We start from the raw sequence: 14704 nt of genomic DNA on the forward strand, positions 1-14704 counted from the left end.
TTCCGGGGCCTTTAAACTTATTTCTGAGGAGCTTCGCCGGTCTTCTGGCTAGAATTTGCCTCGGTTTTCGTGGCCTGAGTGTTGGACGGCTCCGACTCCGCTTTGACGCCCATCTTGTCTGCCATTCCCTTGATCAGTCTATCGGTCTCGCTGGGGCCGCCGCCGCCGCCACCACCGCCGCCGCCGCCACGTCTGCCACTGGCTCCAGGGATAAGCGGTGCAGCCTTAGCAGCCAGGGCGACAGCGCCCATTGCACCAAGAGCCTGGGATGTTTCCTGACCATCATTATAGCCATGCATGCCACTGAAGCCCATCCAATGTCCGACGCGGTCGGCAATGGTCGGTATGACGGAGGTTATGCGAAGCGTAAGGTGCCACTGCATGTACGTGAACAGAATGAGCCCGGCCAACCATTGCCAAACAAAAAGCCACGTCAGCTGCCCCGTCTGAACTCCATAAGACTGATCCCAGAGAAGAGAAAGTGAGTTCAACAACGTAGGAAGGAGCAGAAGCATGCCGCAGTAGGCTAGCATACTGATTGCCGGGCGTAGAAGCAGATTGAAGAGCAGTGTGACGCCAGGGGCTTGGTTCTTATCAAAGAACTCCTGCCCATCCATTCTGATGAATGCAAATGCCCAAAGGACACCGGCAATCGCAGCTTCAAGGAAAAGTACGAGCCAGCTCACGCCCATAATGAACACCATCATCATAGGCAGCATCGGGAGCACGAAGGAATGCATGATACCAACCACGACGAATATCATGATGACATATCCGATCCACTGAGACAGGTATTCGACAACGCCGCCTACAGCTCCACCCATACCTGGGATGCCTCTAAGAAAGCCCGAGCCAGCACTCATGCCTGCCAAGCCAACGATCCCTAGCGAAGCAGCTCCGAGAAGCGTGTGTCCAAAAGTGATCATGTCGCCAATAGGGTCGGGGCTATTCGCCTGCAGTTTCATGTTCAAAAGATTCGGCGTGAAAATCTTTGACAACAAGAACGTGCTCCACTCGCTTTCATCAGAAGGCTGAGAGGTGCCCGTCGAAACGCCGAGTTCAGCCTCCTGCTTCCGCACAGAAGCGGCTGCAGTCAAAGCCTTGGCAATACGCCCTGCATATGCTTGCGCAAATGTAGCATCAACGCTCTGCGGTCTAGCGTCGGCAACACCAACAACAAGTCCAGAGATCATCGACAACGAACGTTCATATGAACCTGCCGCCATAAATCCATAGTCAACGAGGCGCTTCTTCAACGTTTCAGCATTATCCTTCGACGCTTTGTTGAAGAGTTCTGCCGCTGCGGCGGAGACCGCACGATTATAGGTTTCACCTATAGCAAGCGTTTTAGAAACAAGGTCAACTGGCAGAACTCCCGTCGCCTGCAGTGAACGAACCTGATCGTCAGTAATCGGCGCAGCGTCATCGAAGGCACCTTGAGTGGCAAGGTACTCGCCAAGTTTCTGGTAGTCCATGAAGTCTTTCGATTGCACTGACTTAACCAGAGCAGTCATGGCTTCGACGCGTTTTCTGTTGAAGGTGTCGAAATCTGCATCGGACGCCTTAAGGAATTCCGAAGATGGCTTTACGACTGGATTCAACGTGAGACTGCCGCAATTCTCATAATACCAGGCGCTTGGAGGCGGGTCGATTGAACTCATAAATTGCGGAGTATTTGGTTCACCATTAGTGGGCCTGTAGACGACCGCAACATAGCTGGCAGCGCGACTAAGAATATCGTTATATCCCGTTACCACGCCGTAACAAATTTCCCGTTCAACAACTAGGTTCACTATGTCGCTGCCAGCATTTGTATAAAGTTTGCCCTCGGTTTGGCGGTTGGTCGCTTCCGTAAGATAGGCCATAATGGGCGCGTTACCCAAATTGACGGCGGCCACGCCAATTACATCCTTCAAAAGGAAATGAACGGGGGAGAAGCCTGCGCCAACCGGCACCATAAGTCCAAACCCTAGCACCACTCGAAGAGGTGCCCAAATCTGATGCCAGCGCTCGCCTAGAACCTTCCCGGAATATGCGGAATGAATGATACCTACCAAGATATGCCAGCAGACAAACATCGCGCCCAAGATCGCGAGGGACGAGGTGAAGACGCCGAACGCCGCTCCGAGCGGCGCACTCTCCGCGCTATCGAAGAGCTTAACGATCCACCCGTAAGCGATATCCGTGCTTTTAGGAATACCTAGTAAATCAAACATCTTCTCGTCTCTACGGTCTACACTTCATAAAAGCTTAGGAGCTGGCGAAAAAAGCAACAAGCCCCTCCGATTCATATGTTGACATTTTTTAAAAGCAGCACTACATTGAGATCGTAACAGAGTAAAGGAGAACGATGATGACGGCTGCAGCGAACTTCCTATCGACAATAGGCGCGATAGCGCTCCTATGTGCAGGCGCGATGATAGCTCCGCATGCAGCTAAGAGCATGATAAACCTTAAAGCAAATGTTGACAGATACTTCACTCCGACGGCCGAACAGGTAGAGACAAGTCAGCGCAGAAACGCGGCTTACCTTTGCCCGGCTTACTTCGCAGCGGACAGCTCGGAGCGTTGGGCCAAATATAGGAACATCGAATGGTGCGAAAAATTTCCCGAGTACCGATGAATGGGTGTAATCTAATCAAGTAAAGGCCTCGGTTGATCGGGGCCTTTATTTTTTAAAATTGTCTTTAGGTAGCCACTCACCCGACAGGAAAAATTCCCTCAGGGTAAACAATGCTTTATTTCTAAACATCCAGTTTGTATACGCAGCTCTAATCGTGAAAACCAAGAGCAAGGCCGGGACGCAGAAGCGGAAAGCGACATCAATAAGCCCGGTTGGCGGCCAGACATAGATGGAAACCGATGCGTAGATTAGCCCGATAAAAGCGATTGCCAAATAGAAATAGGCCGAACGTCTCGTATTTATAATCGAGCGCAAGATATCCGTGTCACTTCTTGCATGCTGCCTTTGAGCGGCCGAAAAACGTGAATATGCAGTCTCTCCATCCGTTGGAGCAGGCAACTCGGGCAGGTCGGAATTTGGCGGAAACAGATTGCGCCAAAGCGCGGCCGTTCGACCGTAAGAATCACCAATATTTCCTACGAAGCTTTTTCCCATACGTGAAAAAGCCGAGAATCCGGTAAGATAGCCAATTTTGCTACGCTTCCAGTCCTCAGCGCCTAGCAGATCATTCTTCAGCGTCGACTTGATGCTAAGTTTGTCCTCTACGGGAACGCTAATTCCCTCAACAGGTTTTTCTTTTTTCGGCATGGAAAGTTCTCTGCGAGAGTGATTAGAGAATCATAAACCGGAACGTTGCCAGATTGCAAACAATGGAAATTATGTCAGCCGCATGGGAAGCGATTGAGCACCTCGCATTGACAGTGACGCATTAACTTCCTAAGTTTTCCGCAAAAGGAATTCCCATGAAAAATGACGCTGAAAACATCCGCATTTTAGAGCAGCTTCGCCCCAGGTATGACAGCTTGCGCACCGCGCAGATCAAGCTTTCCGCCGAGCAAGATCGTCTGGACACGGAAATCCAGAATGAGGAAGCGACTGCCGTGGAACTCCTTGGAACCAGTGACCAAGAAGGCATGGAAAAGATCATCAGCGACGCGTGGGTGGACAACACCGCTGTCGTTGACGAATTCGTAAGCATCATCAATGAGATCGATGCAGCTTATCGTCAGCTGGCTGGTACGCCAGAGCAGGTTGCGATCTCCAGGCCGCAGTCACCGCCTAGCCGGACTCCGCCTCAACGATGAATGTCATTGCTTCCGTGATTTCGGCAGGCGACAGTGAAATGCGTTCACTGATCGCGAAACTGCGTCATTCGATCAGTATGGCTCAAGGCGAACTGAAAGCTTCGCTGGCACGCAAGGAAAAGCTCGAAAAAGACGTCGGTGAAGCGAAGTGGCGGGAGCTGAAAAAGCCGGAAGTCGAGAAATTTCTGCAAGAACTCCTTGAGGCAGCGCATTTACGGCGTCTCGGAACATTCGAACGGTTGCTTAGCGCCCTTGTTGCGGAAGTTATGCCCGGGGAAAGCCCAATCGCTCTCGACTTGACGATTAAGCGGAACCAGCCGTGGCTCGACATCATGTCAAACCTCGGCGGAGACGAACGGGAAGACATTTTTGAAGATCAGGGTGGCGCACTGACAAACGTTATCGTCCTCGGTCTGCGTTTGATCGCTGTTGCCAAGGCCAAAGCTCGACGCATCGTTTTCCTGGACGAGAGTGACTGCTGGGTAGAAAACCATCGTGTCCAGTCATTCTACAGCGTCTTGGCTGATGCAGCTCGCAAGATTGGCTTCCAATGCTTCGCCATCTCTCACCACGATATGTCGGTTTTCGAAAAGAAAAACGGCAGCAACACGGATGGGGTCACGGTCGCAAGGCTGACAGGGCATCCGAAAGCAGAAGACGGCGCTCACATCATCAACGGGACCCGGTACCGCTGGGGCGAAGACGAGCCTGGCATCCGCTACATCAAGCTCATCAACGTTCAGGGCTTCCACAACGAGACGATCTACCTTTCCCCGGGCATTTCAGCACTGACCGGTCCGAACAATCACGGCAAGAGCACCATCATCCGTGCCATGCGTGCCGTCTTCTTCGGTGAAGGTCGTGACGGCCTGATCACCAAGGGAGCGACTGAATGTGTGGTCGAGATCGGGTTTGAAGCGGGTAGGGTACTCCGCTGGAGCCGGAACCCGAAGAGAAAGCCGAACGTCGAGGTCTGGCAACTGGTTTCGGCTGACGGGACCTCCGTGGCGGAGAACGGCATCGTCTATGATACGGGTGGCTCTGAGGTCCCTGCCTGGGTCAGCGACATCACCGGTATTGGGCCGATTGAAGGGCATGAGCCGCAGATCATCAAGCAAAAGAGCCCAATCTTCCTGCTCGACAAGCCCGGTTCCGTTCGTGCGACCGTTCTGTCCATTGGTCAGGAAACGAGCCACATCCAGGCGATGATCAAACTCCAGAAGGAAACGTCGACGGCCGACCGGAAGCTGATCCGTGACGGTGAGGCTGAGATGCATGATGTATTGAGGCGTATCTCCACGCTTGAGCAGGTGTCTGCCCTTTCGTCGCAGCTCGATGACGCTGAACGGTTCGGCGTCGAGATCGAGCAGCACGCCGACGGCATCAGACAGGCTGAGGCGCTCGTAAACAAGATCAAACAGCTGCGAGCCCAGGCTATTCAACTGCAAGCAAAGAAGGCCATTCTTCAGAGGCTTCCGGACCCGGGGCAGCTCGAAGCCTTGATTGAACAGATGCGTGTTTCCGAAAAGCGAAGCGATATCGTTGCTTCACTCAACAAGCTTCGGGAACAGCAGCAGCAAGTTCAACAGACTCTCGCAATCCTTGCAGCGCTGCCGGATCGGGAGCCTGTGATCAAGTCCACTGAAGCGATGTCGGCCATTGCAACCTCTCTGCGCCAGAAGAAAGCCCGGCGGCAAAAGCTCGGAAAGGGCCTGAGACTGCTCGAACGACTTCCGGCCGCTGTGCCCGTCGTCAAGGACACCAGGGATTGGAGCAGAACCCGGGATCGTCTTGCAGAGCTTCGTCGGAAAAAGGTGGAAACGAGTGAGAAGCTTCGTTGCACCGAGGTCGATCTGGAGAAGGTAGATGAACAAATCAAGAAGACAGTCGAAGAGATGGGCAATGCATGCCCCCTTTGCGGTGGAGCGGTGACCGACCATCACGTGTTCACTGCTCACCGGCATGGAGCGTAAAATGCGTGAATGCAAAGGTTTGCTCTTTATCGGAGACCCCCATCTCGATCACGCGACGCCAGGACGACGGCTGGACGACAACTTTGCTGAAACCGTTCTTGGTAAACTTGATTTCATTATCGAGCACGCCAACAGCAATGACCTGGTGCCTGTGTTCCTTGGCGATATGTTCGATAAGAACGTAGTCTCAAAGTGGATCGAAAACCGCTTGGCTCGTATCCTGATGAAGGCGAAGTACAAACCAATCTCAAACGTCGGAAACCACGACAAGAAGGACAAGGTTCTGAACGATCAGGACAGCCTGATGTCATATGCTATCAACGGCACCATGCACGTCGCATTGGACGCCGGTCCAGTCGAAACGTTCAGCATCGACGGGAAGACGGTTGGCTTGGGAGCGACGCCTTATGATCAGGCGATCCCGACCGACGTCCGCATGTATTTCGGTAAGCCTGACATGATTGTGTGGATTACCCATCACGACCTGGCTTTTGGAAACCCGTATCCGGGCGCAGAGCCGCTTACGGAGATTAAGGGATGCCGGTTGGCTGTAAATGGTCATATGCACCTCTCGAAGCCGCCAGCAGCTGTCGGTGAGACCACATGGTTCAATCCAGGCAATATCACACGCCAGGAGATCGACGCCCTCGAACATGAGCCCTGCGTTTACGAATTCTCACCAACCAGATCACTGAAAAAGATCGTGGTTCCCCATAAACAAGGTGTCTTCAATCTCAAGGGCAAATACATCGACGCCGTCTCACCAGGTGAGCCCGGTTCTGTAAAGACGATGAATGACGACAGCGATTTCGTCGCCATTCTCCAGGCTGAAGACGCGATGGAGATGCAGAAGACCGATGATGGTTCAGTTGCCCGTGAGGAGATTGAAGAGAAATTCGAGCGGGATCAGACACCTCAGGACGTCAGGGATATCGTCATGGGCCTGTTCGCGACCGTACAAGCGAAAATTCGAGCAGAAACCGTTTTAGGTTAATCCCTCGCTCTCACTAATCAGCGCATGGAAAAATCGAGAATTCCTTTCGCGAGACCTTGAAGAAGCGCATAAACTCGTTACATATGGCGACGAAAAGCGCAAAAATCGAGCGAAGGAATTTTTCATGTTCAATAGCAAACAATCGGCATCGCAGCTTGCAGAACTCCTTGGGAGGTTTCTCCACGAAGACGTGCAAGTCGAAGAAGGTAAAGACAAAAACGGCCAACCGACCCTCAAGCTGATCGATCATGAGCAAGAGATCGGAATTGAAATTTCCGCCGAGGTCGGATCGTCAATGCACGGTTACTCCGCATCGCTCCGCATGAACGAGATCGACGCATTTACGCCGCCTGCGCTGACCGATAAACAAGCCGCTCTGCCTTTGGAGCGCGGACGCATCGGCTACCATTTCTGGAACCGGATAGGCGTGATGGAAGGCCCGCTAAAGGTCTCTTCTAGACGCGACGTGCATTTTACATCTACCGGGGACAATGATGGCTACTGGCATGAAGACGGTCGCTTCGCCTGGGCGGGCGATAAGAAGCACAAGCATCCCCGCGACCTGGTGAAGCGCATTATCCCGCCGGGCGAGGGGCCAGACGAGGAATGACCCGTTAGCCTAATTTCCTATTAGGAAAATAGGCTAGGATACCGTTTGCCAGTCATTACAGCTGATGAGCAGTCTATTAGACGCCGAAGTTTGTGACCTACAAGCTCCGGCGTCATCGTGCCAAGAGCTTCACGCGCTACGGGAGTGAATACGTTCTGACCTGCCCGTTTATTTGTTTTAGGACTTCGGCTTAAGCTCGGTCCTAATCATTGCGCTGGCGATTTCTGGGGAACTTGGCCAGTGCGCATGCCGCCTAGCTGCAACGCTTTCATACTGTTCCAGCTTGGACGGATCAGGCTGCACGACCAAACCGTTTGAAAGATGAACTAAGCCCTCCAGCTCGGCGGGCATTGTTGCAACAAATTCTGCTGCATCCGAAAGCATGAGCTTAAACTTGCGCCCCACTTCGCGCGCATCGATCTCAGAAATTCCAATGACACGGTCATAGTCATCCTGCCGATAAACGGCATTCCGCCGAAGATCGGCGATCAGTCCTTCTGGAGTGAACCCGGGGTCCTTTGCCGGAGCGGCCCAAACCATCGCCGAGAAAGGTATTCCGTTTTCGTGCAGATGGATCAGATCAAGCACGTCTCTCGGCTCGTGGCGGGCTGCAGCCGCCAGGACCTTATTCGTGGCCAAATCGAACTTATGCAGCGTAAATCCGAATACCTCGTCTGGAACTGCATCGAAGAAGCGGAAGTCGCTGTCGATGCGCCATTCAAGAGCTGTTTTTTCGCCATCAATTTCGATGACAGCCTCGTATAATTCAGGGTGAGCAGACTGCCAATTTACAACAAAGCCAGCTGCAAGTAGCGCTGCTTCATCCCGCAAAACAGACTGGCGAAGTAGATTAACCCGGTCAGGGTTGGTCGCAAGATCGTGAAAAATATCGATATCCTGCGAGAAACGCGAACCATCCAGATTTATAACCGTGCCACCAACGACATGGCTACCGGGATGGCGATTAGAGGAAATGGCTGCCAGAGCAAGACGTTGAACCTTATAGAGCGGCATAGGCGGCTTTCTCAATTTCGACGGCGAGGCGACGAGCAACCATATCACCATCCCGCTTCAGGCGACTAACTGCATCAAGAACGTCCGAAAATTTCGGCTCGTCCATTCTCTTCGTGGACCAAAAACATTGAAGTTCGTATCGGTCAAATGCCTCGTGATACAGACGGGCGATGTTCGAGGGTGCGGGTCTACCCATTTCGGCGGTCATTTTTCGTGTGACGGGTAATGGCATCGAAATGAGCATCCAAACGCTTACGTTTATTTTGAACACGATAATAGCATAAAACTTGCAAGAAGCACATGGTGCAAACTCCACTACAACGTCTCTCAGTTGATGGTGATTAGTTCGGCCAGTTACCGGGGATGAGCCTTGTTTCCACAACGGGAATTCGGACAACCGATAATAGGCAAGAATGCAAACGCAAACATTCCAGAGGGAGCTTGTGCCATACAAATTCCAGGATCATCCTTCGGAAAATCTTCACGCGTTACCAGAGAGTATAAAATGACACCAAATGAGATTTACGCGCTACCTTCTCTTTCGTCGACACTCTGGTACAAGGACTTTTCTGAGGTCTTGCCTGAAGTCTTGAATCTCGAACAGGAATTCGGTGACCCTGCGTACAAGGACTTGGACACCAAGAGCCTCCTTGTTCACACGAAACTTGGCTACACCTCCGATGGCAGTCGAACCGTGACTGTCTTCGCGCTAACCTTCGAAGATAAGCCGTTTGCCGTGATGTTCACCGGCGGACGAGGAGGGCGCGACCGTCGAGAATATTTCGTGACGGATACAGCCGTGTGGAAAGAAGCGAGAGGCTACGTGCAGTCGCTCACGAGCAACGTATTAGCTCGCGACGTCCCTAAGGCGCAGGCCGACGTCGAATTGATCAGCGAGTTCTATGACACAACCTTCGTCAAGGCGGCGACCGGCTACCTCGCGGTCAATAGCAAACATGCTCATCCGGTGACCGGTGCCCTTATCTACGACCAAAAGCAATTCACTAAGGTTTGGCGCGAAACGAAGCAGGACGGGTTGATCAGAGCGTGGAACGATCCGAAAGAGGAAACGCCTGAAATGCGACAGGCCGCCCTGGAAGCTTATCAAGCAGGCGTAGTAGGCAAAGCAGTCCAGCTCAACACTCAATTAAGCGAAGAACAGCTTTTGTTTGCGGCAAGCGCGGTCGACGGGATCACCTTTGCCTATGTAGTTGAGCCGAGATCGAGATATGCAGCCTGGGGGTTGAATACGACACCGTGGGCAGTAGGACCCGCATCGATGCTCGAATGCTACGCAGAAATCGCTGCGGGACGGCCCCTGGACCCGGACTTGTCCTACATTAGAGACCTGGTCAAAACGTTCGATGTAAGTCCTGAGGCTGCGGTTGAAGTCGCAACTGCCTTCATTACCGCTGGTGGAAAGGGGGTTGCAGAACGTCTTATGGCCATCACTCCAAGAGATGACAGAATCCCTGAAGAGATGGATCAGGACTACAGCTCTATCGCGCTAGCCTATCGGGTCATCGAGAACCACGATGTTACACGTTTCTGCCCATCTGCGACCAATACGTGGGCAACCGAGCTTGTCGAGAAAGCTGAAGTAATCGCCGCGACGATGAGACTATCGAAACCAAGTGTATGACGGCAGAAGCTGGAAGCGTCGTAGGCAGAGGTCAAGCGGCCTCTGACTCACATAGCCATCTTGTACTGGACGGTCTCAGAAAGAGACTCGACGAACCTGCTACGTTGGCTCATGAGCCGGTCGTCCCAATGATCGATTTCAAGCTCAAGCAGCCGATCAACATCGAGAGATGGAACACGCTCCAGGATCGTGGTCTTCTCCGGATTGAGGACGATAACGTCGCCAATTGAACCGTTAGGCTCAATCGCAGCCACAAGATCGTAGCCTGATGCTCGCCATTTGACCGAAGGATGGACGTAGAGCCCATCGTATTCGCTATCAAGGTTTCCGGAAAGGTCAGCAGAAAGGTGTCTGAAAACGTCTGCAGGGATTTGCAGAACCCGATGGGTGTCGATCTTCAACACCAACACATCCTGCGCGAAGGACATTGGGAATACAGGCGTCAAGCTCGTCCATATGCCCATCAGACGGCTCTGCGGGCCTTCAGCCACCTGGCCGAAATACTCGTCAGTAAATGCGTCGAAGGAGCTGTTAGTCCCGTGGTACAAGATCATAGCTGTGGCACCCAGATGAGCTTCCTCCAAGGCTAGAAGCGATGGATGCAAATGCAAAACGGCAACGCAAAGACAGCGGGCTGACTTAAACGTATGGGTTCATGAAAGGTTGGATTGGTGCAGAGTCAATTCATGGGGCGGTATAGACATTCCTTATCGCCGCCAGCATCATCTCCTTAGTCACAAGAAAAGCAAGGAAATGAACATGGGAAATCACGACGTCGGACGCGGCATGGCAGCTGCAGCTCGCGCTTTCTGGATTGGGAACGGTGATGCGGAAGTCTCACCTGAAAAGGCAATGGCAGCACTCGATGCCGCTGCAGAGGACTATATCGGTGCGGACGCCGAGTTTGACGACGAGATGTCAGGTTACACACCTCTGAGCCGCCTGGTCGCTATCGCTTTTGAGGCAACACCGGAGGAACTCGCTGACCTCAAAGGAGAACGGGAGGTGGCAGAAGACGATGAAGACGATGAAGAAGGCCTCCTATGGTACGACGGACCGTATGCAAGGTTTAGTGACCGCTACAAGTTCTGCTAATTGGATAGGAGCATCTCGCGGCCTGGATGTGATGGTCCCTTAGAACTCCTTGAAGAGGTCCGCTCAGCGAGCTGGGCACATCTTTTAAAAGAGTAAGCAAGGAATTTGCGGAAGAAATCTTGCTTACTCCGAAGAATTCCTTTAAGCCATGCTCCGAAAACTCAGTAGGAGCGACCATGTCCGCAGGAAATTCGACCGAAGAACCCGTCAAACTAATTTCTGACGCTGCCGAGAAAGCAACTGAAACCGCGAAATCGGACCAATCTGAAAAAACGTATACGCCGATGCCGTTCAAGGAAAGGCTGTGCCTCAATGTGTCGATCATGGCCATTGTTCTGGCCATTCTGCACGTCACAGGCTTAATCAATGGTTTACCGACGTTTTTGAGTCTTGCAGTCAAAGAACAACCATTCACGACGTTCGGCGTGACCCTTTTGGCAAGCGGCCTTCTCACGTTCGTGCTATCCGATCTCATGCCGCGACAGATCGATGTTGTGGGACGTCTGCCCGTTTTCGTTTTCTCTGCATTCTGGCTAAACTTCGCCTGGACCCGCCTGATCGAGGGATACGGATCAACGCTAAAAGATGCAAGCCCAGCTTGGGTTCTGATCGCGACGATGATCCTGGGCTTCTGCGTCTCCTATCACGAGAACGGCAATGAAAAGCGAAGGTCGACTGTCTCGGAGCGCATCGAACTCTTTGTATGGACCACCATCGGCGCAAACATAGTTGCATTCCTCGCAACCCTTCTGATCACCGCTGTGTTTATCGGCGATGTCAAAGGAAGCATCGAGTCAAAGATTGACTCGGAAGTCGAGCTTCATCAGCGTCTGGACTATATCGTCGGTGCGTGCCCCGAAGTAAAATCTAAGGAATATTGCAACGCTCTAAAGGTCGTCACTTCCAGGCAGTGACCGATAAGGTGCATTATCGGCATTCCGAATGCTCTGACGTTCGGCGCACCCACGGATATCCCCAGGGACGAAGGTGCGCCGATGGAAACTCTGCGACACCTGGAAAACTTCTTCTGAAGATCGAGGTCAGGGACGACAACCTCAACCGCCTCTCCGTTAGGAACGCAACCAAACGGTATTTCGCAAGAGTGATCTCGTTTCTGACAGTCTTCGGCCCCTTGATCCTAATGGGTGATATGCAGAACAAGAGCCTTCACGACAAGATGGCTGGCACTGTCGTAGTTCGCCGGGCCACCGTGGAAATGGGAAAAGGATGAATTTACGCACGTGCGGATTCCCTCAGCTTGCAGAAATCCTTGTAGATCAGGTTGGGACACGCTAAATACGTAAGAAATTACGACCGAGAGGATTTTCCGAAAATCCTTTGCGCACAGGGACTGCACATACCGATGAACTATGAGATGACGACGCTTGCAGAGCAAACGACACCTGGTGAGGATTGGGCCGCTCGCGCAGCTGGTCTCATCTTAAAGGACCTGCGGAAGCGAAAGGGTATCGGCAACGCTCTCGACGACGTTGACGACGATGTCCTTCTCGAAATTCAGGCGACTATCGCCGAGATAGCTCGGAATGCACTCGGTTCTGAGCAACCGTCAGAGCGACCTGAGCCGCCAGCCGAAGTAAGCGAGCCGAAAACGACAAAGCTTGACGGCCGGATTCCGAAGGCAATCCAGGTATTCAGCGAAGCGACATCTGAACCGTCGGATGAGTTTGAACTCAAAGATGCCTTTGTCGACTTGGTCGAAGGCGTAATGGCTCATAATGGCAATCAGATATTCATTCTTGCCCAACCGACTGGTGAGCTTGAAGTTCGCGCTAGAATCGAGAGGAAGGTCCATAACCTCTATACCTCGGGAAATCACGACGCACTCAGCGCACTTTGCGCAACCATCGTCGCGGCAGGAAGAGATCGGGTGCCGTACCTCCCATCGAGACCATTTGAGAGCATCATAACCAAAACCTCGATTGATCAGCACGGTCTCAGATTCCCAGACAAGCTGAAAACCATTCATGCTTTGATCGAACCCCTCACCAAAGGGATGTTTATCGACCTTCGCCTACATTGCGAAACTGCGGGCACTTCCTTGGTGTCGCAGGCAGCCGAAGGTGATACGGCATAAAAGAACGAGTAAAGGTGCGTCTCAATGCAAAAGATTTCCTATGGATTCATGAACCCCAACGATGGCTGCTTCCTGCACGTCTTTCATTACGAGGACGATCCTGATGATGGCGGCATGGGAGCGGATTCGGAGTTCAATCTCGACAAATTCGAGCCGATCTACGAGACGGAAGACCCGGCGGCCCTTTTAGATACGATGATCGGAACGCAAAATGGTCGATATCTGAGCCAGGAAGCACTTTCAGGCGGCCTGCCTATGTCGTTCAGAATTCAGATAAAGGATTACGTGCCTGTAGCATTCGTCCGCGAGCTTCGTCCGGTGGTTGAGGGTGGCGACGATCTGGTGACCTCGATGGCCGTTCGATTGGTCCGCTTCGACAACACGGCGGACCCCGCATCGCTTTGGCTCGACGACATCGAAAATCGTTTCGATCCAAACCCGAATACTGGGCATCAGCTTGGCATTCGTTGAGGTGATGGCCAATGAACGCTGACCCACATAAAAACAATTCTGCCGTTTATCAGGATGCCGTCCGAGACCTCAATCTCATCAGGGATGATGTCGCCTCTTTAGCAAGAGCTGCCTCAAGCGGTGATAATTTGCCGTATAGGGCACGATTGATCCAAGCCAGGCAGCTTATGAAACTGGTTTCCTACATCCACGGGTCTTGGACTGACGCATTCTGTGCCGTGCAGCGTGATTGTGCGGCACCAGAGAAGCCAACAACGGAAGCAGTTGAGATTGTTTACTCCGAGCGACTGATCGCAAAGCTCGAAAACACTGTGGAAACCGTCTGGGTCAATTTCGGGGGACGGTCGGGAGAAGCTGCCATTCGCGCCTTCGAAGGGGATGCAGCAGTTCTGGCAGCCGAGATGATACATCAAAGTATCGTGGCCTACTCTGATGCTTACATTGCACGCCTTAGTGACCGGTTGGCCGAGTTACGTGTAGAAAGCAACATCCCGACGCTATAAGACATGGGCCGCGCTATGCGCGGCCCTCTGCCGTATCGAGCAATTCGCCGACAAACTCTGCGACAAGGCGGAACTCACCATCCTGACCTCGCTGGGCATTGTAGCCAGTTAAAGCCGTCTCCAGGACCTCCATCGGACATACGCCAGCTGCACCGGCGAAGTGCAGAATGTTCGTGATGAGCGAGGCGGCAGAAGTAGCTGTGTCGTGTTCCTTCTCATTGAGGCTGTCTATCCCATCCGGATCGGTCACCCATGACAACTGCTCCAACGAGTCCTTCAGGAAAGCATCCCGGGCGGCGGCAATTCCATCATTGAATTTGACGTTTTGGCCCCGAGTTCGAGGCACTCGGCTGCCGTCCGGTGTCTCGAAAAGCTCCCTGACGAATTCTTTTTGGGCCGGAGATAAGGATAATGGTGTTCCACGATGAACGGGCATAAGAATTCCTCTCTATCACATTCATTCAGGATAAATTGGCCCGCCGCCAGGGCAAGACGCCGATAAGCGGAAGAGCAAGGAACTCGTGAGTTTCGCGAGCAGG

At 52.7% G+C, this 14704-nt stretch carries 15 protein-coding genes; 10 read left to right on the forward strand and 5 right to left on the reverse strand.

Annotated elements, in window-relative coordinates:
* Positions 1-17 precede the first annotated feature (17 nt).
* Positions 18-2216, reverse strand: coding sequence for a DotA/TraY family protein (locus FFR93_RS07345; RefSeq protein WP_138392689.1), 2199 nt, complete (start codon positions 2214-2216; stop codon positions 18-20).
* Between the two features lie 452 nt (positions 2217-2668).
* Positions 2669-3271 (reverse strand): hypothetical protein, encoded by a 603-nt coding sequence (locus tag FFR93_RS07350; protein ID WP_138392690.1) that lies wholly within the window; start codon positions 3269-3271, stop codon positions 2669-2671.
* A 155-nt stretch (positions 3272-3426) separates the two neighbouring features.
* Here FFR93_RS07350 and FFR93_RS07355 point away from each other — a divergent pair, with 155 nt between their 5' ends.
* The 4 genes from FFR93_RS07355 (at position 3427) to FFR93_RS07370 (ending at position 7345) form a co-directional block, all read left to right on the forward strand.
* A complete protein-coding gene (locus tag FFR93_RS07355; RefSeq protein ID WP_138392691.1) occupies positions 3427-3768 on the forward strand; it encodes a hypothetical protein in 342 nt (113 codons plus the stop codon).
* Positions 3769-3806: 38 nt separating this feature from the next.
* The gene (locus tag FFR93_RS07360; RefSeq protein ID WP_171049127.1) at positions 3807-5741 is read left to right on the forward strand and encodes an AAA family ATPase; all 1935 of its coding nucleotides are present in this window, start codon (positions 3807-3809) and stop codon (positions 5739-5741) included.
* Position 5742: 1 nt separating this feature from the next.
* The gene (locus FFR93_RS07365) at positions 5743-6735 is read left to right on the forward strand and encodes a metallophosphoesterase (RefSeq protein ID WP_171049128.1); all 993 of its coding nucleotides are present in this window, start codon (positions 5743-5745) and stop codon (positions 6733-6735) included.
* A 124-nt stretch (positions 6736-6859) separates the two neighbouring features.
* A complete protein-coding gene (locus tag FFR93_RS07370) occupies positions 6860-7345 on the forward strand; it encodes a hypothetical protein (RefSeq protein ID WP_138392694.1) in 486 nt (161 codons plus the stop codon).
* 177 nt (positions 7346-7522) lie between these two features.
* On the opposite strand, the gene FFR93_RS07375 is transcribed toward FFR93_RS07370, so the two are convergent.
* On the reverse strand, positions 7523-8359 hold the full coding sequence (locus FFR93_RS07375; RefSeq protein ID WP_138392695.1) for a nucleotidyl transferase AbiEii/AbiGii toxin family protein: 837 nt from the start codon (positions 8357-8359) through the stop codon (positions 7523-7525).
* A 505-nt stretch (positions 8360-8864) separates the two neighbouring features.
* Between FFR93_RS07375 and FFR93_RS07385 the strand changes: the two genes are divergently transcribed.
* On the forward strand, positions 8865-10001 hold the full coding sequence (locus FFR93_RS07385; protein WP_138392696.1) for a hypothetical protein: 1137 nt from the start codon (positions 8865-8867) through the stop codon (positions 9999-10001).
* A gap of 47 nt (positions 10002-10048) precedes the next feature.
* On the opposite strand, the gene FFR93_RS07390 is transcribed toward FFR93_RS07385, so the two are convergent.
* Positions 10049-10405 carry a hypothetical protein gene (locus FFR93_RS07390; protein ID WP_138392697.1) on the reverse strand — a complete coding sequence of 119 codons (357 nt, stop codon included), beginning with the start codon at positions 10403-10405 and terminating at the stop codon, positions 10049-10051.
* A gap of 355 nt (positions 10406-10760) precedes the next feature.
* On the opposite strand from FFR93_RS07390, the gene FFR93_RS07395 reads away from it, so the two are divergent.
* The 5 genes from FFR93_RS07395 (at position 10761) to FFR93_RS07420 (ending at position 14165) form a co-directional block, all read left to right on the forward strand.
* Positions 10761-11096 (forward strand): hypothetical protein, encoded by a 336-nt coding sequence (locus tag FFR93_RS07395; RefSeq protein ID WP_138392698.1) that lies wholly within the window; start codon positions 10761-10763, stop codon positions 11094-11096.
* 176 nt (positions 11097-11272) lie between these two features.
* The gene (locus FFR93_RS07400; protein WP_138392699.1) at positions 11273-12010 is read left to right on the forward strand and encodes a hypothetical protein; all 738 of its coding nucleotides are present in this window, start codon (positions 11273-11275) and stop codon (positions 12008-12010) included.
* A gap of 461 nt (positions 12011-12471) precedes the next feature.
* Complete coding sequence (locus FFR93_RS07410; protein ID WP_138392700.1) at positions 12472-13191, forward strand: hypothetical protein; 720 nt, start codon at positions 12472-12474, stop codon at positions 13189-13191.
* A gap of 24 nt (positions 13192-13215) precedes the next feature.
* Positions 13216-13662: a hypothetical protein gene (locus FFR93_RS07415; protein WP_138392701.1), complete on the forward strand. Its 447-nt coding sequence runs from the start codon at positions 13216-13218 to the stop codon at positions 13660-13662.
* Between the two features lie 11 nt (positions 13663-13673).
* Positions 13674-14165, forward strand: a complete 492-nt coding sequence (locus tag FFR93_RS07420; RefSeq protein ID WP_138392702.1) for a hypothetical protein — start codon at positions 13674-13676, stop codon at positions 14163-14165.
* Positions 14166-14178: 13 nt separating this feature from the next.
* Here the strand turns inward: FFR93_RS07420 and FFR93_RS07425 are convergent, their stop codons facing one another.
* Positions 14179-14601, reverse strand: coding sequence for a hypothetical protein (locus FFR93_RS07425; RefSeq protein WP_138392703.1), 423 nt, complete (start codon positions 14599-14601; stop codon positions 14179-14181).
* Positions 14602-14704 lie beyond the last annotated feature (103 nt).

Origin of the sequence: Rhizobium sp. MHM7A (assembly GCF_005862215.1) — a bacterium.
Classification (GTDB): domain Bacteria; phylum Pseudomonadota; class Alphaproteobacteria; order Rhizobiales; family Rhizobiaceae; genus Rhizobium; species Rhizobium bangladeshense.